22 protein-coding genes and 1 pseudogene are annotated in these 18,023 nt (G+C 38.7%); 11 read left to right on the top strand and 12 right to left on the bottom strand.

The window, feature by feature from the left end; genetic code table 11:
* Positions 1 to 66: 66 nt before the first annotated feature.
* Both ACFQ4X_RS04170 and ACFQ4X_RS04165 read right to left on the bottom strand, forming a co-directional pair.
* Positions 67 to 1,170, bottom strand: coding sequence for a GGDEF domain-containing protein (locus ACFQ4X_RS04170; protein ID WP_379837030.1), 1,104 nt, complete (start codon positions 1,168 to 1,170; stop codon positions 67 to 69).
* A 174-nt stretch (positions 1,171 to 1,344) separates the two neighbouring features.
* Positions 1,345 to 1,626: a hypothetical protein gene (locus tag ACFQ4X_RS04165; RefSeq protein WP_379833300.1), complete on the bottom strand. Its 282-nt coding sequence runs from the start codon at positions 1,624 to 1,626 to the stop codon at positions 1,345 to 1,347.
* Between the two features lie 207 nt (positions 1,627 to 1,833).
* On the opposite strand from ACFQ4X_RS04165, the gene ACFQ4X_RS04160 reads away from it, so the two are divergent.
* On the top strand, positions 1,834 to 2,244 hold the full coding sequence (locus ACFQ4X_RS04160; RefSeq protein WP_379833299.1) for a phage holin family protein: 411 nt from the start codon (positions 1,834 to 1,836) through the stop codon (positions 2,242 to 2,244).
* On the opposite strand, the gene ACFQ4X_RS04155 is transcribed toward ACFQ4X_RS04160, so the two are convergent.
* Positions 2,245 to 2,502, bottom strand: coding sequence for a flagellar biosynthesis anti-sigma factor FlgM (locus tag ACFQ4X_RS04155; protein WP_379833298.1), 258 nt, complete (start codon positions 2,500 to 2,502; stop codon positions 2,245 to 2,247).
* Positions 2,499 to 2,756, bottom strand: coding sequence for a hypothetical protein (locus tag ACFQ4X_RS04150; protein WP_379833297.1), 258 nt, complete (start codon positions 2,754 to 2,756; stop codon positions 2,499 to 2,501). The genes ACFQ4X_RS04155 and ACFQ4X_RS04150 overlap by 4 nt, the downstream gene beginning before the upstream one ends.
* Positions 2,757 to 2,992: 236 nt before the next feature.
* Here ACFQ4X_RS04150 and ACFQ4X_RS04145 point away from each other — a divergent pair, with 236 nt between their 5' ends.
* A complete protein-coding gene (locus ACFQ4X_RS04145; protein ID WP_379833296.1) occupies positions 2,993 to 4,288 on the top strand; it encodes a purine/pyrimidine permease in 1,296 nt (431 codons plus the stop codon).
* Between the two features lie 33 nt (positions 4,289 to 4,321).
* Here ACFQ4X_RS04145 and ACFQ4X_RS04140 read toward each other — a convergent pair whose 3' ends face one another.
* Entirely contained in the window at positions 4,322 to 5,197 is an 876-nt protein-coding gene (locus tag ACFQ4X_RS04140) for an alpha/beta fold hydrolase (RefSeq protein ID WP_379833295.1), read from the bottom strand.
* Entirely contained in the window at positions 5,197 to 5,592 is a 396-nt protein-coding gene (locus ACFQ4X_RS04135; RefSeq protein WP_379833294.1) for a hypothetical protein, read from the bottom strand. Before ACFQ4X_RS04135 ends, ACFQ4X_RS04140 begins: the two co-directional genes overlap by 1 nt.
* A gap of 107 nt (positions 5,593 to 5,699) precedes the next feature.
* Between ACFQ4X_RS04135 and ACFQ4X_RS04130 the strand changes: the two genes are divergently transcribed.
* On the top strand, positions 5,700 to 6,248 hold the full coding sequence (locus tag ACFQ4X_RS04130) for a DUF402 domain-containing protein (RefSeq protein ID WP_379833293.1): 549 nt from the start codon (positions 5,700 to 5,702) through the stop codon (positions 6,246 to 6,248).
* 32 nt (positions 6,249 to 6,280) lie between these two features.
* Here the strand turns inward: ACFQ4X_RS04130 and ACFQ4X_RS04125 are convergent, their stop codons facing one another.
* Together ACFQ4X_RS04125 and ACFQ4X_RS04120 are read right to left on the bottom strand one after the other, a co-directional pair.
* On the bottom strand, positions 6,281 to 6,514 hold the full coding sequence (locus ACFQ4X_RS04125) for a hypothetical protein (RefSeq protein WP_379833292.1): 234 nt from the start codon (positions 6,512 to 6,514) through the stop codon (positions 6,281 to 6,283).
* Positions 6,515 to 6,629: 115 nt separating this feature from the next.
* Entirely contained in the window at positions 6,630 to 7,205 is a 576-nt protein-coding gene (locus ACFQ4X_RS04120) for a cysteine hydrolase family protein (RefSeq protein WP_379833291.1), read from the bottom strand.
* Between the two features lie 146 nt (positions 7,206 to 7,351).
* On the opposite strand from ACFQ4X_RS04120, the gene ACFQ4X_RS04115 reads away from it, so the two are divergent.
* Positions 7,352 to 7,987, top strand: a complete 636-nt coding sequence (locus ACFQ4X_RS04115; protein WP_379833290.1) for a LysE family transporter — start codon at positions 7,352 to 7,354, stop codon at positions 7,985 to 7,987.
* A 40-nt stretch (positions 7,988 to 8,027) separates the two neighbouring features.
* Here ACFQ4X_RS04115 and ACFQ4X_RS04110 read toward each other — a convergent pair whose 3' ends face one another.
* On the bottom strand, positions 8,028 to 8,756 hold the full coding sequence (locus ACFQ4X_RS04110) for a TraR/DksA C4-type zinc finger protein (RefSeq protein ID WP_379833289.1): 729 nt from the start codon (positions 8,754 to 8,756) through the stop codon (positions 8,028 to 8,030).
* A 312-nt stretch (positions 8,757 to 9,068) separates the two neighbouring features.
* Here ACFQ4X_RS04110 and ACFQ4X_RS04105 point away from each other — a divergent pair, with 312 nt between their 5' ends.
* The 3 genes from ACFQ4X_RS04105 (at position 9,069) to ACFQ4X_RS04095 (ending at position 11,613) form a co-directional block, all read left to right on the top strand.
* Positions 9,069 to 10,565, top strand: coding sequence for an HD domain-containing phosphohydrolase (locus ACFQ4X_RS04105; protein WP_379833288.1), 1,497 nt, complete (start codon positions 9,069 to 9,071; stop codon positions 10,563 to 10,565).
* 15 nt (positions 10,566 to 10,580) lie between these two features.
* Complete coding sequence (locus ACFQ4X_RS04100) at positions 10,581 to 11,138, top strand: GNAT family N-acetyltransferase (RefSeq protein ID WP_379833287.1); 558 nt, start codon at positions 10,581 to 10,583, stop codon at positions 11,136 to 11,138.
* 112 nt (positions 11,139 to 11,250) lie between these two features.
* Entirely contained in the window at positions 11,251 to 11,613 is a 363-nt protein-coding gene (locus ACFQ4X_RS04095) for a hypothetical protein (protein WP_379833286.1), read from the top strand.
* 40 nt (positions 11,614 to 11,653) lie between these two features.
* Here the strand turns inward: ACFQ4X_RS04095 and ACFQ4X_RS04090 are convergent, their stop codons facing one another.
* A complete protein-coding gene (locus ACFQ4X_RS04090; RefSeq protein WP_379833285.1) occupies positions 11,654 to 12,082 on the bottom strand; it encodes a hypothetical protein in 429 nt (142 codons plus the stop codon).
* A 203-nt stretch (positions 12,083 to 12,285) separates the two neighbouring features.
* Here ACFQ4X_RS04090 and ACFQ4X_RS19380 point away from each other — a divergent pair.
* Both ACFQ4X_RS19380 and ACFQ4X_RS04080 read left to right on the top strand, forming a co-directional pair.
* Positions 12,286 to 12,846: pseudogene (locus tag ACFQ4X_RS19380) on the top strand (site-2 protease family protein); the annotation flags it as partial.
* A 1,020-nt stretch (positions 12,847 to 13,866) separates the two neighbouring features.
* Positions 13,867 to 14,892, top strand: coding sequence for an NlpC/P60 family protein (locus ACFQ4X_RS04080; protein ID WP_379833283.1), 1,026 nt, complete (start codon positions 13,867 to 13,869; stop codon positions 14,890 to 14,892).
* Positions 14,893 to 14,950: 58 nt separating this feature from the next.
* Here ACFQ4X_RS04080 and ACFQ4X_RS04075 read toward each other — a convergent pair whose 3' ends face one another.
* Entirely contained in the window at positions 14,951 to 15,559 is a 609-nt protein-coding gene (locus ACFQ4X_RS04075) for a histidine phosphatase family protein (protein ID WP_379833282.1), read from the bottom strand.
* Positions 15,560 to 15,908: 349 nt separating this feature from the next.
* Here ACFQ4X_RS04075 and ACFQ4X_RS04070 point away from each other — a divergent pair, with 349 nt between their 5' ends.
* Both ACFQ4X_RS04070 and ACFQ4X_RS04065 read left to right on the top strand, forming a co-directional pair.
* Complete coding sequence (locus tag ACFQ4X_RS04070; protein WP_379833281.1) at positions 15,909 to 16,223, top strand: PH domain-containing protein; 315 nt, start codon at positions 15,909 to 15,911, stop codon at positions 16,221 to 16,223.
* Positions 16,224 to 16,347: 124 nt separating this feature from the next.
* The gene (locus ACFQ4X_RS04065) at positions 16,348 to 16,890 is read left to right on the top strand and encodes an HAD-IIIA family hydrolase (RefSeq protein WP_379833280.1); all 543 of its coding nucleotides are present in this window, start codon (positions 16,348 to 16,350) and stop codon (positions 16,888 to 16,890) included.
* A 166-nt stretch (positions 16,891 to 17,056) separates the two neighbouring features.
* Here ACFQ4X_RS04065 and ACFQ4X_RS04060 read toward each other — a convergent pair whose 3' ends face one another.
* Positions 17,057 to 17,965, bottom strand: coding sequence for a YitT family protein (locus ACFQ4X_RS04060; protein ID WP_379833279.1), 909 nt, complete (start codon positions 17,963 to 17,965; stop codon positions 17,057 to 17,059).
* Positions 17,966 to 18,023 lie beyond the last annotated feature (58 nt).

Here is an 18,023-nt window from a genome sequence, read left to right as displayed (position 1 = left end):
ACAAGAGTTTTAGAAGAAAAAGAAAAACAGCAAGGATTTTCTCCTTACTGTTTGAATTATTGCTTATCAAATTTGTATTGCCCCGCTGCACTCCTGAATGATTACACGATTCTTCCCCTGGCGTTTAGCGACATACAGACTGTTATCTGCACCCTCAAAAAACGCTTGTTTGTGCATGCCTGACCGGTATGTTTGCAGACCTGCACTGATTGTTACACTTTCTTCTATGATCTCAGGGTGCTCCAGACCTTGTACAACAGATCTAATATTCTCAAGAATTTTAAAAGCTTTATCTTCATCAACATCATTTAGTATAACGACAAACTCTTCCCCGCCATATCGGGCGACAAAATCATCTGTCGATACATTTTCCTTTATTGCAGCTGCAATTCTTTTTAAGACAATGTCACCTATTCCATGACCATAAGTATCGTTTACTTTTTTAAAATTATCAATATCGATAACGGTTAAGTGGAGCGGATAATGATAAGTATCTGCTTGCAGCAGCAATACATCCATATATTCATAGAATGCCATATGATTGTACAAACCCGTGAGAGCATCCGTCTTCACTTGTTTTTCCATAATCGTAGACTTAACCATCAGCTCTTGGTGTTCAGCTTGGGCTTTTATTAAATGCTGCCCAATTTCATACCCCCTGCTCATGATACCGATACAGATCGTTGTGGATGTCAGCAAGATGCACGCCATCGACAGCTGTGCCATAACATCATTTAGTTCTCTTACAATAGGATGAAAAGCTGATAATCCTAAATAAATCAGTAAACTCAGTCCAAAAGAGACCCAGATCTTCTTCTTATCAAAATATATAGTAGAGATCAGCATCGGAAAGAATAAACAAGCATACATCACATACATCTCGGAGTGTACACCTACTAAGATTCCTGAGATTAAATTAGCTGCCCCTATAATGATATAGTCAGTGTATTTACCCTGCTTTCTATATCCCCATTCTGCGATGAAAACCGCCATTGAAAGAAGAAGCGTAGGTAATAATACGAATTCTAAATAAAATTCCTTTAATGGTCTTTCTGTAAAAAAGCTGTTGATTACCTCAACGCACACTGACACAAAGACAATCACCCAAAAAACGTTAATAATTTTCCGGTTCCAAGCGATGTGATTTAAGTGTGCAGGCAGGCGTGTCATTCCCAATTCATTCACCCCATCTACACGGTTACCTCATCATTATAACATTATTTTCCTTCAAGTCTGTTGTTGTTGATATAAAAATATTTTACTGTCCATGTCTCTTTTTTAAATAACAAAACGATTTATAAAATGAAAACGCACAGCCAGATCGTCCCAGCTGTGCGGCAATTTTTATTTTATTTTTACACGTTTCTTTTTAGGTAACTTATCAAGAAGCCAGCCTCTTCCCACTTCACAAAATCGAATCGGCATTTCAAGGGTTGCCAGTATCTTATCCTTTCCATGAATGGTGAGTAGTCCTGTTTCATCGTTTACTTCTTCAACAACTGCGTTTTCTGTTCCAGAGAGCGGAAACGCCCATTTGTTGTTTCCTGAGTCTTTAATTTTGATCATTCTTCCGTCACAAGATACTTTGTGGCAATGTGGAGGCAAGCCTAACGTAATTTTGTTCATTGCATTTCTTTCCTCCCTTTCCGGATTTGTTTCATTGTAACAGATATAGTGCGTGTCTGACTCGTTATTTTTTAAATTTTTTGACTATTTAACACATTTGAAATAAACCTTCTAAAAAATAGGAGGACAAGCATTAGGCATTCGCCATTTCAGATGCTGATGAACAAGCATATACTAAATTATTGGGAGATAAGGGAGGAATTTAGAGTGGAAAGATGGTCAATGTTTTACCACATGGCCGTTGTTTCTATAGGAGCGATTTCGAGTTTCCTGTTTGGAACACCAAGCCTTTTATTCAAAACATTAGTTCTATTCGTTGTACTGGATTATATCACTGGTATGGCAGCATCAGCTTATGAAGGAAAATTGAACAGCAAGGTTGGCTTTAAGGGAATATTAAAGAAGGTAATGGTTTTTGCCATAGTTGCAGTAGCCCATTCTCTCGATCAATTATTAGGCGGCTTATATATCCAATCCGCCACAATCTTTTTCTATTTATCAAATGAATTATTATCCATGATTGAAAATGCAGGCAGGTTGAATGTTCCCATACCGCCTTTCATAAAAAATGCCGTTTCTCTGTTGAGACAGAGAAGCGGCACGAACAACAAAAAATAATTAAATTGAGTAAAACTGTGAAATCTTCTTTGCAATTTCATCCGCATTGATCTGGTACTCTCCAGCATCGATGCGTTTTTTTATATCCAAAAGTTTCTTTTCTCTTATGTTTAGCTGAGCATTATCATTCAATGCTTTTGCCTCGTTTGATATGTATAGTTCGTCTTTGGCAAATGACGGAGGCTTAACAGAAGGCTGTTGATACATTTTATTTACATCGTATTTTCTTTGTACCGGTTGTTGTCCATCAATTCTCATGATTTCACCTCTCCTGTGTTATTAAAAGTCCCAAGCCATTTCCATTTACTATCCTGATCCAGGTTGTCCAGCAATCTAAAGAACAACTCTTGACCAGATGTATCCCACTTCACTTCGAATTCATTTCCATTTTCTTTATCCTTGCAAAAGGAATGAATCCATTGGGAAGTAAACAAGTAAGGCGTAAACTGTTCAAAGTCCAATAGATGTTTCTCTAACCATTGAATAACATCATCGTGTGTAAGTTTCTGCATCTTAGATCGTCCTTTGTTTATGGTTCGTCATTACCTGTGTCTATATGTTTCGGGTATGTCATATGTTTTATGAGGATAGACCGAAAAAATATTTACAGAAAATTCAAACCTCTTGTTGTGATTGTATCTTACAGAAAATTACCCTTACTTTGCTCCCTTCTAAACCTCTTTCCTTCTGCTAATATAGTTTAAGGTCTATAATAAAAATTAAGAAATACATAACAGTAGGTGTTCTCATGAAATTAACCTTTTCCTCACTTCAATGGATGGTCTTTATATTGGCAGGCAGTCTTGTAGCACCGATCGCGATTGGCGATGCTTTCGGAATGACACAAGCAGAAACAGCAGACCTTCTTCAGCGCTCCTTTTTTATCATTGGACTCTCTGCTATTCTACAAGTCTTATTCGGCCATAAACTTCCAATTAACGAAGGTCCAGCTGGATTATGGTGGGGAGTTTTTACCGTATATGCAGGCATTGTTGCATCTGGGGCATTGACAGTTGCCAATGGGTTACAGCAGCTGACAGCCGGTATGCTGATCAGCGGAATTCTATTTTTTCTGCTTGGTGCTTTTCGTATTATCACTTCGGTCAGAGCACTCTTTACTCCTCTTGTAACAGGAACATATCTTATTTTACTAGTTTCACAATTGAGCGGTTCTTTTATAAAAGGAATACTTGGGATCGGATATCTGCAAGAAAGTGCAGATGCGAAAGTTGCAGCTGCATCACTTTTCATCCTTGTATTATCTATCGTCCTAGGAAAATCGAAAGTACGATGGCTGCGGAGCTATTCCATTCTTATCTCACTGATATTGGGATGGGGGTTGTTTAAACTATTAAACTTAACGAAGGAAACGATGCAATCTACGAAAGTAATCGCGTTTCCTGAATGGCTGGCGTGGGGTATGCCTGAGTTATCAGGAGGAGCAATTCTTACCTCTCTTTTTGTGGGGCTATTATTACTGACAAATATGGTAGCCAGCATCAACGTGGTGGAAAAAGCGTATGGGTCAGAAAATGAAAAATACGAACCTATCAACTACAACCGCTCGTCTATTATTATGGGACTGAATACGTGGATCGCAGGTCTATTCTCGGCCGTAGCCAGTGTACCGATATCTGGTGCTTCAGGATTCATTTTAACTACAAAGATGTTTAGCCGATTAGCTTTCATTTTGGGAAATGCGTTCATAATCATCATCAGCTTTTTTCCGCCGCTCACTTTTTTCTTTGCAGGTATTCCCGCACCTGTAGGGTATGCGACCATATTCCTGCCTTTCTCCAGCATGATCGGCCTTGCGTTCAGAGAATATAAATCAGAGTTGAAATCCGATACAAATCTATTTATTATCAGCACATCTCTAATGGTCGGCATCGGCAGTTTGTTCATTCCAGCTTCGGCTTTAAAAGAATGGCCAAGTATCATCGTAACTCTTCTGAGCAACGGACTGATCATGGGAATGCTGACATGCATGGCATTAGAACAGTTTTACAAACGAAAGAACGCAAAGAAAGAGCAGCATTCATAAAATTAGGGCTCCCTTTTTTGAGGAGCTCCTTTCTTATTTGACTGAGACAGGAATATCAGCATAAAATTCTTTAATCGTTTGGACAAGTTCCTTTTCATGATCGTACATCATTAAATGAGTCGTTCCTGGAATGATGACCTTTCTGCAAAAAGGAAGAACGTTTGAAGCTCTTTCAATGAACCTCTCTTTTTTAGCCAGATCTCCTTCTGTTTCTGCTGGCAAGAACAAGACAGGACACTTTACCTTCTCATACCAGGTTAAAAAGTTGGTGTAATAAATTTCTGCGATAATCTTTTCCATCGTCGCACCCGTTGTGCGCGGTCCGACTTTTCCGTTTTCTTTCATGCGAGGTACATAGTGTTCCACATAATAAGCCCTTGCCTCATTCCAAGGTTTCCAGTTTTCTTTATAATATTCCTTGTACGCTTCTACAGAATCATACTCTGTATCTAATTGATCTCTAAACTTTGCGATATGCTCTTCCAACGATTCATCATACAACCCATCATCACCTGTATTATTGACGAGAGCCCCTTCTGAATTTACAAGTGACAGTACACGGTCAATACGGGTTGAAGCAAAATATGCCCCGACCATACAACCATAGGAACTTCCAACAAGATGAGCACTTTTAATAGAAAAGAATTCCATCACTGCCTCTAGATCTTTAGCTGTATCTTCAAAGGTATAGCCGTCATCTGGCTGGCCAGATAGACCGTGTCCTCTCATGTCATAGGTCACAACCCGGTATTTATCCAAAAAGTGCGGAATAACCGGATGCCATAACGGTGCACTTCCACCTAAATAATGAAGGAAAATCAAAAACTCTCCTGATCCTCCATGATCGTATGCAGCAATCTTTGTTCCGTCATGTGACGTTAACTCATATTTATCCGCTTTAATGTTCATTATTTCACCTCTTCCTTTATTCTTTTTTGGAGATTTGGTTTCTTACGGTTATTTATTTCGTGAAGTTTATTTCGAACATCTTCTTCTATGTCCCTGTCAAAAAATGTCGCAAACTTGCACAGATATGCGATACTGTCCGCTATTTCCTTTCCCATATCATCAGCTACTTCTTTTTTAGCCAATAAAAACGAATGTTCTTTGTCGATACCTCCTTCTTTCATTTCGAAATAGAGATTCATCAGCTTTCGGAGTTCTTCTGCTATTTCAGCAATTTCAGTCGTCAGCAGCATATGATTGAGCAAAAGTGATTCAATGCTTCTTTCTGAATTTTGCTGGCTGATTTCCCACCCTTTTTCTAATTGGAAGGCTTCTAATTCTTTATGCAATTTTTTCATTATGTCTTACCTCCGTTCTTTGCATATACTAATTTCTTCTTTATTCATACGTTTCCTTCCTTTCACAAACAAAATTTGCTATAATTTTACAAAACTTGGAGGTGCGTATGGAACATAAAAGAGCAGACAGACCCGATTGGAAAAGAGTTACAGACCGAACCTTTGAAGTCGTTCATAAAGAAGAAGGCTGCTTTAAAGGTAAAGTAACGGTGATTCATCTAAAAAATGTGTCAGATCCACTCGTCGTTCAATACAAAAATCATGAAGTATGTATAGCAGACTCTGGTTATACCTGGCTGCAGCACTTTCCAGAAGGTGAAAAATATACAATAACTACTGTATTGGATCAAAACGGAGACGTTGTTCAGTTCTATATTGATATGTGCAAAGAGCATGGTGTAGATGAGGAAGGAATCCCTTGGTTTTTAGATCTCGATTTGGATATCGTAATCCTGCCTGATAAGGAAATTTTCATTCTCGATGATAATGAATTAATGGCAGCCTTTAATAATGGAGAAATATCAAAAGAAGAGCTGAAGCTTGCTCATCAAACGGCAGAAGAAATACTTTCTCAATATAAAAATGGTGAATTTGAAGACCTTCTGATATGTGAAAAACACTCGGCGGAATGGCTTCGAGAAAAGAAATTTAAATAATAAAAAACCAGAGGACTGATCCTCTGGTTTATTTAAGTAGCTGGTTGATTCTTTTTTAAAAATCGTTCTGCGTCTTCTACTTCATCAAGAACTTGTGAACCGATGATGCCTTCTTCTTCGTCTAAATAGGTAACTTGAAAATATCCTCCCTCACCTTGGGGGACATAACGGATTCTAACAAGTTCTTTTTGCTGATCCTCTTCTCTCCAAAACTCTAATTCTTGTTCCGGTTCTCTCATCAGCTTTTCTATCTGATTTTTCCACATGTTTTTATGACACCTCTAAATTATCTTATTATGTTGTTTTTTCATTTTTCCCTTAAAATAAAACCTCTAAACCATTAACAGTATCCGACATTTCCTGGGGAATATTGTCTATGTTTTATTGGATATAGTGCGATGATCTTACCCATTTCGCCAAAACTTCCTCTGTACTTAAGATTTCAGCAAATTCCCCGTGTAAATGCGACAAAGCTGACTCATGTACATCTTGAGCTGAAAATTTTCTTCCATTATAGGAAGTTACAGCAAAAGCTGCCGTTGCATCTTGTACTAAAGAAACGCCATACCCGTAGTTAGCAGCCATCCTTACCGTTGTTGATACACAATGATTAGTCGTTAATCCCACAATAATGAGCTGATGAATTCCTTGTTTGTCCAGCTCTTCCTTTAGTGTTGTTCCAATAAATGCACTATTTACACTCTTAATAAAAAGAGGTTCATTCTCTTTTGGCTCAAATCCTATTTTCAGCTGATAACCTAATTTCGTCGGATGCAGAGGTGCATTCTCATTTTCCGACTGGTGCTGAACATGAAAAACGGGTAAATTCGTGTTTCTAAATGCATCTATCAATGTAAGCATTTTTACTTCGGCATTCGGATTGTTTCGTTCTCCCCAAAAATCTACATCATCAAAACCTTTTTGCACATCAATGATAAGCAAACACGCTTTTTTCACGGACTTGGCTCCTTTTAGCAGATGATAGTTACAACCTTTAATGTACTGTTCGTTAAACTTTTTACATTTCCTGCCGTAATAATCTATTTCATGTACTCATATTCTTGAAGAAAGATAGACAAGCACAATCCTCAGGAGGAGTACGTTTGAGCGAGTTTTGGGTTTTAAGTTTTCATTTTATGATGCTCGGAATCAGTTTAGCCGTTCCCTTAGGTCCGATAAAACTTGAAATGATCAAACGCGGATTATCAGGCGGTTTCTGGCCATCTTTGCTCGTCGGATTAGGAGCAGTAAGCGCAGATTTTATTTTCATGCTTATGATTTTTTTAGGTCTATCGCCTTTCCTGCAGTATACTATCGTACAAATCACTATGCTTTTTGCTGGTATTATCATGCTTACGTACTTAGGAATTTCAACGATAAGAATGGCTTGGTCACAAAAAAGGCTTATTTCGGTTAAAGAAGAGAAACCTGAACAAAAACCTTTTTGGACAGGTTTTATACTCGCATTGATGAACCCTTTTAATTTTTTGTTCTGGTTTGGTATTTATGGAGGAACGCTGCAAAGTATTCCTAGTGATTTTGAATGGTGGATAAATGCTTATCTAAGTTTGCTTATTATTGCTGGCATTATTTTATGGAATATTAATGTTGCTTTTACCGTTCATTTTTTCCGTACACTCATTAACGATACAACCATCAGAGCAATGACAGGATTAGCAGGGGCAGGTTTACTTGGTTTCGCTTGTCATTTATTTTTTCAGCTGTTAAAAGGCATATAAAAACAGCCCATGCATCGAACACATGGACTGTTTTTTGTGTTTATTTCTCGTACTTGTCCCGGTCTAACTGTCTTTCTTCTTCTCGATCTAGTTCTTCCTCGTACTCTTCATGTTTGCGGTTTTGTACAACATTTCTCTCTTTCCCTGTTATATCTGTTGTTACAAAACCTTCATAGTTTTCTACATAACCATCATCATCATCTGAGTCTTCGTACATCTCGTTATAGTCATGTTTTTCAGGATTTGTGAAGTCTGACGGAGTTTCACTTGTTCCGTACTTCGCTACGGATTGCCAAGCATCTTCCGAGTCAAAGAAAGTGGCATCTTTCCCATCGTTACTTCTTCTCGAATAGTCCGGACCAGATACAGCTTCCTCTACTGGCCTGTCATCTGATGAATGCTGACCAGGGCTGTGTTCCTTGCAGTAGAGTGTAGATGGAATAGCTTCCAATCTTTCTTGTAAGATATCTTCTCCGCAAGTTTTACAAACACCATACTTCCCTCTTTCAATACTATTAAGTGCAGCATCGATATCCTCCAGCTCTTTTTCATGGAGGTCGTTTAATGCGATGTCTTTTTCTTTTTCGAAAAGCTCTGTCCCAAGATCTCCTGGATGATTATCATAGTTTGATAATTCCCCCGTGGATTCTTTAGGAAATTCCGAATCACTTCCAAAAGAGTCGTTTCTCTCTCTCATTTCTTTTATTTCATTTTTACGAGCAATTAAGATTTGTTTAAAATGGTCCATTTCTTGTGTTGTTAATGACATTATTCTAGCTCCCTTCTTACATGCGTATACCATTTCATACCCGTTTTCCTTAGAATTTATCCATCCCGTGTATTTTGTACATTTCACACTCATGCTATACTTTAAAGAATTATCCCCATGTAGTCCGCATCATCCCTTCATTGGCACCTTTTATTAAAGGAAATGAAAAAAAATACGATATTCATAATACGTAAGTAAGAAAATCTACAAAAAATGTAAGAAAGTGTAGAAAAATAGCTTTTTTTCCAAGTTTTTGTAAGGTATGCTATTAGTATCTTTTTAAAAGTAATAGTAAGAAAGGCGGGTGGAGTATTGACTGTTCAGGAACAATTTGAAAGACGTTTATTAAAGAATTATGTAATTGGTTCAACTGCTGCGGTTTTAGGAGTTGGCGGCGTCTTTCTATTCACAACACTCCGTTTTTCGGCCAAGGAAATCATTGTATTATGCGGTATACTTGTATCTTCCTGCATAATCATGTTTTTATTAGAATATCTGTTTTTCCGTATGCATACTTCTGTCTTTCGTACATATTTCAATAAAAAACAACCAGCATTGCAGTTAGCGGAAAAAGCATATTTTCATGCACACCATTTCCCGATTCGGACAGTGAAGCGGATCCTTGGTCCTCACCTTTTCGGCCTGTCTATTCCTGCGGTGTGTTTAACGGCTGCTGCCATTTACTTTGAATACTTATCTTTACCTTACTACTACATATATCTTGCCTCACTCGGGGCGATTTTAGTTGCAGGCATGCATGCGATCATAGAGTTCTTTTTAACGACAAAAGCTGTTCAGCCTGTTTTAAGAAATATTCAGGAGAAAACGCTGAAAGATCATGGCGTGATTTTGTCTCTAGCAACTTCCAGACATATTTCTATCCAGCGCAAAATTCAGTGGAGCACACTTTTTATCGGGACATTTCCACTTTTATTGTTCGCTTTAGCAAATCAGGTAAGGCTTTATCAACTATCATCACCAGTTAACGGTTCTTATTGGAGCTGGGCATTCTTCGTACTTCTTATAGGTATTTCCTTTGCTATTTTTGGTGCATATCTTCTTTTTAAGGATATACAGCAGCCCATGAATGAACTTCAAGCTGGTATGTATGAAGTCCGTACAGGCAACTCAAACGCAAGAGTAGATGATCTATATTCGGATGAGTTTTCAAAGCTTATTAAAGGATTCAACCATATGGCTCGGGCCATCCAGTCTCGTGAACATGAAAACAAACAATTGCTTGAGAGCTTTTTTGCGACGATGGCGGCTACATTGGATGCAAGAGATCCATATACAGCTGGTCATAGCCTCCGTGTTGCAGATTATGCTATGAAAATCGGCCAAATGGCTGGTCTTCCTTTTCAGCAGCTTCTTCAGCTCAGGAAGGCTGCACTGCTTCATGATATCGGCAAAATTGGAATACCTGATATCGTTCTTTTAAAGGAAGAGAAACTGACCCCCGAGGAATTCGAACAAATAAAAAAGCACCCGGTTATCGGAGCAGATATACTAGCACAGGTTCAGCCATTTGATGCGATGAAGCCGCTGCTTCCTGGTGTGCGTTATCATCATGAGCGGTATGATGGGAACGGCTATCCCGAACAGCTTGCAGGAGAGGATATACCTATTTTCGGAAGGATTATTGCAGTTGCAGATGCTTATGATGCCATGACTTCCGATCGACCATACCGAAAAGGAATGACGCATGAAAAAGCTTTGGCGATCTTGGAAGATGGAAAAGGTACACAGTGGGATCCTTATTTAACACAGCTTTTTATAGATGAAATGAAACTTAAATCTATTTCATAAAAGGAGGTGCTTTTTTTGAGCACGTATGATAATTTCCCCGTGATTGAAACAGAGAGGCTGAAGCTTCGGCCAGTACTGCAATCTGATATCGTTGAGATTTTCTCCACTTTTTCAGATGCAGGAGCAATGCAATTTTACGGGATGGAACCTTTGAAATCAGAAGAAGAGGCCTTTTCACTCATTGAAGCCTTTGAAGAGGGGTTTAAGTCTGGAAGTGCTATTCGCTGGGGAATCGTTCTCCAAGGTGAGGATAAACTGATTGGCACGTGCGGGTTTCATAATTGGAGCAAGTCGGATCAGCGCACAGAGGTTGGATATGAACTTAACCGAGAATATTGGCATAAAGGCTTTATGAATGAAGCATTACGAGCGATTATTCATTATGGTTTTAATGGAATGGAATTTAACCGGATTGCAGCTACCATCAGACCAGAGAATTCCTCATCAAGAGCACTTGTAGAAAAGCTCGGGTTTAATCAAGAGGCACTTTTAAAAGAGTACCAAAAAGCAGAAGGCGAATTTTACGATATGTATGTGTATTCTTTGTTAAAACGAAATGCAGATCTGTATTAAAAGAAGCTATGCTCCTAATAGCTTCTTTTTTGTTTCATATTTACTAATACCTCCTTCCTCATGTTTTAAAAACTCTTTCAGAAGGAATGGAAAGAAAAAGGAGGTTTTTGATATGGAACAAAAAGAAACTTATTTTGTTACCGCTAAAGGTGATATTCAGCCGCTTCCAACAGATGATCATATTCATTATTTTGAAATACAGGCTTCTTATGATGAGAAACAGCAGCTTGAGCATTTATTCCATGAGATGCATGCTAACAGCAAACAAGAAGGACTGGACATCTTTTCGCCTAAAAGGCATTTCGAAGAATCTAACGCTGAGTATCACCGAGGTAAAGACAGCAAGCTCATTTATGAAGTCTTCCGCTATCTCTATTTGCTAGGTACCGAAAAAACGAAACGTGATATAGAAGAAATGAACGTACTGCCTGAATTATATGAACAAAGCCATGATACAATCGAAAAAGTAAAATAGCACCGGAGTGTTATCTCCGGTGCTTTTCTTTTGTTTCTTTTTATTCCCACTCAATACTTCCATCCGCTTTGACCCAAAATCGGACAACGCCGAGATCATCAAGCGCTTGCCTTATATATTCTGCCGTCTTTCGTAATCGAGGGGTATCTGGATTTGCCATTACCAGTGTCTTTGCTGGATTCTTCTCATAGTTTTTCAGCAGTTTTACGAGCTGACAGCTAAGATGGGTATCCAGCTGGCTCCCCGTAAAAACTGTTTCTTTTTCGTGGTGTTCAGCATGGTTTCCTTCCGCTTCAATCAACAACGTATGGTATTCGTTTGCTGCCGCCAGATCAATACCGCATAGATCTCCAAGATTTCTTGTTTCATAGCCTTCACGGTTCAGGTACATCTTTACAGCGTGAAGAACTTCGGATTTGCTTAACACAAAAGGGTCTGCTTGAATTAATTGATCGTTCTGTACAGGCAAACCGATCCCTCCTTCTCATCTTTACACATACACATCTTTCGAAACAACTAGTTCTCAATAAAGGGGTACTCTTTTTCGTATACCCGCAAATATGGTATAAAAAACGACAGATAAAGGAAATTTTCATAAAAAAAGAAACTTCTTTTCACTTCAAACGTATTTCATTTAAGATAGAGTAAAGAAATCATTTGGGGGATTCATTCATGGCTCAAAAAGCAGAAAAGCAAAACCAATCCCGTTTATGGACGATTCTTGCGGGTATTGGTTTATTCTTAATGAGTAAATTAAAATGGGTGTTTGGTTTATTAAAATTAGGTAAATTTGCTACACTCATATCCATGTTCATTTCTATGGGAGCTTACGCAGTCTTTTATGGCTGGAAATTTGCAGTAGCGATCGTCTATTTAATATTTGTTCATGAGATGGGACACCTGGTCGCAGCAAAACAAAAAGGGATAAAGACTTCACCCGCTATATTTATACCTTTCATGGGTGCAGCGATCGGTATGAAGGAGATGCCAAAAAACGCGAAAGATGAGGCTTATATTGCCTATGCAGGTCCTTTATTCGGGCTTCTGTCGTTCTTGCCCGCAGTTTTTTTATATGAATCTACCGGGCAGCCGTTCTGGGGTCTTGTTATCTTTTTAGGAGCTATGATCAACCTGTTTAACTTGTTCCCTGTTTCTCCACTGGATGGCGGCCGAATCGTCGGTGTCTTATCCACAAAGATTTGGTTTATCGGGCTACTAATCGTTATTCCGTACTTGTTCATATCACCAGATCCGATTATTTTCTTAGTTTTCCTTTTCGGAATTATTACTTGGTGGAAACGGGTTCGTGAAGATTTTGAACATAAAAAAACAGAGCTCACATTGGAAGCTTTTGAAAGTGAACAGCAAAAACTTTCACACATTCAGCAAGAGTTAAACGAATACCGGGAAATGCCGAATTTTGGTCATATCATAGGAACTTTTATAGAAGATGTACGTGTTGCTAAAAACCGGGTTAAGGACAGTGTTCCGACTGGATTTACTTTTCCGATCGTGCAGGATAAAAAGAAGATTGAGAAACATAAGGTCATTGTAGAGCTTGAGATGCTTAATAACCGTGAACGCTTTTTGAAAACGCTGCGGGAAGAATATGAAAAATACCGCAGTAAGAGAGAAACGGTGGCAGAGACCTATCGCGAGTCGGACCCTGAAGGAATCGCTTCTCTTCCTGTATTCCCAGACTTCAGCACTGCAGCTTATTTTGAAGCTTATGAAAAGAGTTTGTTAGCTGAAAAAGCAGAAACAAAAAAAGTGTATGATCAGCAAAAAAATTATTATGTAGCAAACCTAAAAACGAAGATCGTAGTCCTGGCTTTGTATCTTCTGCTTGCGGGAGTATTATCAGCATTTGTTGTTTACGGAAACCATTTGATGGAAATCAATCGTTTCCTTATTAGTTAAGTAAGACAGGCTTACTCAAGAGGAATAGATCCTTTTGGGTTAAGCCTTTTTGTTTTGCTATTTACGGTACGTGTTCTTAAAATAATTACACGTTCGCCCCATACTCCCTCTGTTTCACCCCTAGTTCCGTTCGTTTCACCCAGTAACCCTTCTCTTTCACCCCTTACATTTATTTACCCTTCTTTTGACCTGTAATTTTCCTCATTTAGTACCTTAGTTTGAAATTATTAAACATAAAAAAAGGATATTTGGCTTATCTTTGGCTCTCCCTAAAGGAAAAGGTTAGAGAAAACTCGAATTGTGAGGAAAAAGAGAAAAAGGAGCGACAAAAAAATGTTAAAACTAATGAAGGTTCTTTTTTCGCTTGCGATGTTACTTGGCATGTTCACAAACACCGCTTCTGCTGAAAAAGGAACAACTGAAACATATGTTGTCGGTAAAGATCTGTATGTTGATGTTGCTGCTGCCACACTATGGTCAAATCCAGATGCAGCACGTAATGATGTGGATGGACCTTCCCTCTCGAATCCTGTTGATCTTAGGGAATGGACAACAAGTATGTCGTATGAACAAAAGCTATGGCTTGTTGGAGAACTTGAGACGCAAGCTCTTTACGGACAAAAGGTTCGTGTTTTAGAACAGCAAGGTGACTGGGTTAAAGTTGCGGTTTATGGACAGCCCACTCCAAGGAACGACCTTGGTTATCCAGGTTGGATGCCATTAGGGCAGCTTACGACTTCAGACCGTTTTGAAAGTACTGAAGGTAAGCCTTTCGCACTCATAACCAGTCCTACAGCATGGCTATCCAAAGCACCATTCGGCCATAAAAAAGACTTAGAATTAAGCTACAACACTAGACTTCCTGTTTTAAAAGCATTTCACCACACCATTGCAGTTTTAACTCCAGAAGGTAAAGTACGTTGGCTTGACGCGAAGGATGCTAAAGTTTATAAAAGTGAAACCGATATTCCTGTTCCTACAGGTGAACAGCTTGTAGAAGAGGCGAAAAAGTTCTTAGGACTTCCTTATTTATGGGCAGGAGCTGCAGGCTTCGGATTTGACTGCTCTGGTTTCACACACACCGTTCATAAAGCAAATGGAATCACAATCCCAAGAGACTCTGGACCGCAATCAAAAGAAGGACTGATCGTGGATAAGGATCAGCTTCAGCCTGGAGATCTCATGTTCTTTGCTTATGATGAAGGAAAAGGGCGAGTGCATCACGTTGCGATGTATGCTGGAAACGGAATGATGATTCACTCTCCAAACACAGCTTCAACCGTTCGCTTAGATCCAATCTCAACTCCTGCATACGCAGTTGAGTTTTCTGGAGCAAGACGTTATGTACCAGAGCAATAAATAAAAAGAAGAAGCAGTGACATTTCAAACTCGAAATGCACTGCTTTTTCTTTGCTCCTTAAAAGGATTTAATCTCTTCATCTGCATCCAAATGGCTCGTATTATTCAAAAAGCGAACAACTTTCCCACTTTCATTGAATTCTAAAAAGCTGATCCCTGTATCTCCATTTAAGAAATAAAAATCTTTTGAGATCGGCATATCAAAAAATGATCGCAGTAAACAGTTGATAACCCCGCCATGGGCTACAATCGCAATTCTTTTATGTTTGGAGTCTGCTAAAATTTTAGAAAAGATGGTCTCAATCCTCATACGAAATTCGATATGTGATTCACCTTCATCAAACCGATCATGCAAGTATACAGGAGCTTTAAGACTTTTCGCTTCCTCAAAACTCAAACCTGCCTGGACTCCGTTGTTATGTTCCATCAGTTCATCTTCATACTGAAGCGGGCATCCAATCGTATCAGCCAAAACCATAGCTGTTTCACTCGCTCGTTTCAGTGTGCTGGCATAAATGAAGTCTGGCGGAAAATCACGTTTCACTCTTTCAGCCATCGCCCTCACTTGCTTTCGTCCCCGATCAGTCAGTTCAAAGTTCGCTCTTCCCTCATGAACTTGTAAAATATCAGCTTCTGATTCTCCATGTCGTATTAATAAGATTTCCATGTCGCATCCTCCATTAATATTAATCTGCAAGCCTCACCTATTTTACCGTATAATGGAAACAAAAGGTACTTCTGACTGGACGTGTTATTTTGAAACATAGCTTAATAGGTTTTCTATTATTATTTTTTATATTTTTACCAAATGTCATCCCAAAGCTAGTTCGTTCATATTTACCAGAAACCTTTCATTTACCTATATTGTTTAGTTTGAATATCATCGTTATCTATATAGTCGTTTATTTTTTCAGACACGCCTATAAAAAGAAAAACGCAGTAGTAACTACAGTATGCTTGTTCCTGTTTCTCCAACTTATTGTCATTACACTTTTACTTTTTAAGAGGTGATTATCTTGAAATTCACATCGAAAAGAGATGTTTGGCTAGGCTTAATTCTATTTGGCAGCATTGGCTATGGAACCTTCCTCAGCTATTCTGCGTTTATTTCAGAGAAATCAGGTATAGGAGAATCTATTTTTGCTATTCTCTTGAACCTTGTTCTCATACTTTTCATCTGCTGGCTTTGGTTTTCCACTTACTATGTATTAGATGATAAAGAATTGGTTATCCGCTGCGGACCAATCAACAAAAGAATTCCTTACCGTGAGATCACTTCTGCACACAAAACCTGGAATCCACTTTCAAGTCCGGCATTATCACTAAAATGAATAAATATAAAATACCAATTCGGAATAGCGCTTATTTCTCCTAAAGATCGAGATAAGTTCCTGCGTATGTTAAAAGAGCGATGCCCTCATGCCAACATTAAATTCGATTAGGAGCTAATTCAATATGAATGATGACCTGCAAGCTGTTTTCTTAGACCGTGACGGAACAATCGGCGGATCAGATGTAGTTGAATACCCAGGAGAATTTAAGTTGTTTCCTTATACAGCTGAAGTAATTAAACAATTAAAAGTAAAAGGCATTCAAGTGATTTCTTTTACGAATCAACCTGGAATAAGCAGAGCAGTAGCAAAGGAACATGAATTTGTTAGAGAACTTAAAGCTTTTGGTTTTGACGAAATCTATCTTTGTCCTCATCACCATAAGGAAGGCTGCCAATGCAGAAAACCGTCCACCGGAATGCTCGAAAAAGCTGCAAAGGAACATTCTTTAGATTTATCAAAATGTGCCGTATTCGGGGACCGCTGGACAGATATAATGGCTGCAAAATCCGCAGGCTGCATAGCCGTTTTAGTTCTTACGGGTTCAGGAACTGCTGCTTATGAACAAAACCATCAAACATCGAAAGTGCAGCCTGATTATGTAGCAGAAAACCTTCAGACAGGAGCAGACTGGCTATTAAAAGCATCTATGGAGCATAAAAACTGAGCAGACTAGCAGTGAAGACCTATAAATTTTTTTGAGGACTTATAAATAAATTTGAAGACTTATAAAAATTTTTGAAGACCTTTAAAATATTTTGAAGACTTATAAATGAATAATGAATAAAAAAGAGGGAGTCCCGATACCTACCGAGACACCCTCTCGTTTTAATTTAGTGGATTCCTCTCTTTTTAAACCTTCCGCCTTTTACTTCAGCAATATCCGCAATAGCGAGGAATGCGCTGGAATCAAATTCATCCACGATGTCTTTTAGTTTTGCTTCTTCTAAACGAGTGATTACACAGAACACTACACCTTTTTCATCGCCCGTATAAGCACCTTCACCTTTTAAGTAAGTAACCCCGCGTCCGAGTCTGTGAAGGATGGCGTCGCCAATTTCTTTATGATTCTCACTAATAATCCAGGCAGATTTTGATTCTTCGAGACCTGTAATCGTTAGATCGATGGTTTTAAATGCGATAAAATAAGCGATTAAAGAGTACATGGCTCTGTCCCAAGTAAAAACAAAACCTGCTGCTCCAAGGATAAAGATGTTAAAGAACATAATAATTTCGCCAACAGAGAAAGGCAGTTTGCTGTTTGACAAGATTGCTAATATCTCTGTACCATCCAAAGAACCTCCGCTGCGGATAACCATACCGATCCCTACGCCGATAAAAATTCCGCCAAAAACGGTCGCAAGCAGCAAGTCATCTGTAAAAGGCGGTACTGGATGTAAAAGAGTTGTTGCGATTGAAAGTATAATAATTCCATACAAAGTTGAAATAGCAAAAGTCTTTCCGATTTGCTTATAACCAATAAAAATAAATGGCAAGTTCAGTCCGAATAGGAAGATCCCGAGACTTAAACCAGTTAGGTGGGAAGCCATGATTGAAATACCGGCAATCCCGCCATCAATAACGTTGTTTGGTACTAAGAAAATTTCCAGTCCGACCGCCATTAAAATCGCACCTATTGTAATTAAAAATCCTCTAAGAGCGAGCTTCCTCTTAGTTAACTTACGGTGTTGCTTATTCATTTGCTCTGTTATCTGATTATTAATGATTGTTTCATTTGTCATACTTCGAACCTCCAATTAACATGCATCCGAACAGATACTTCTCTATTTCTACACATAA

This window comes from Fictibacillus halophilus (genome assembly GCF_042680145.1).
Taxonomy (GTDB): domain Bacteria; phylum Bacillota; class Bacilli; order Bacillales; family Fictibacillaceae; genus Fictibacillus; species Fictibacillus halophilus_A.
The sequence above is the reverse complement of the archived record's forward strand: the minus strand, read 5'-3'. Positions and strand labels throughout refer to the sequence as shown.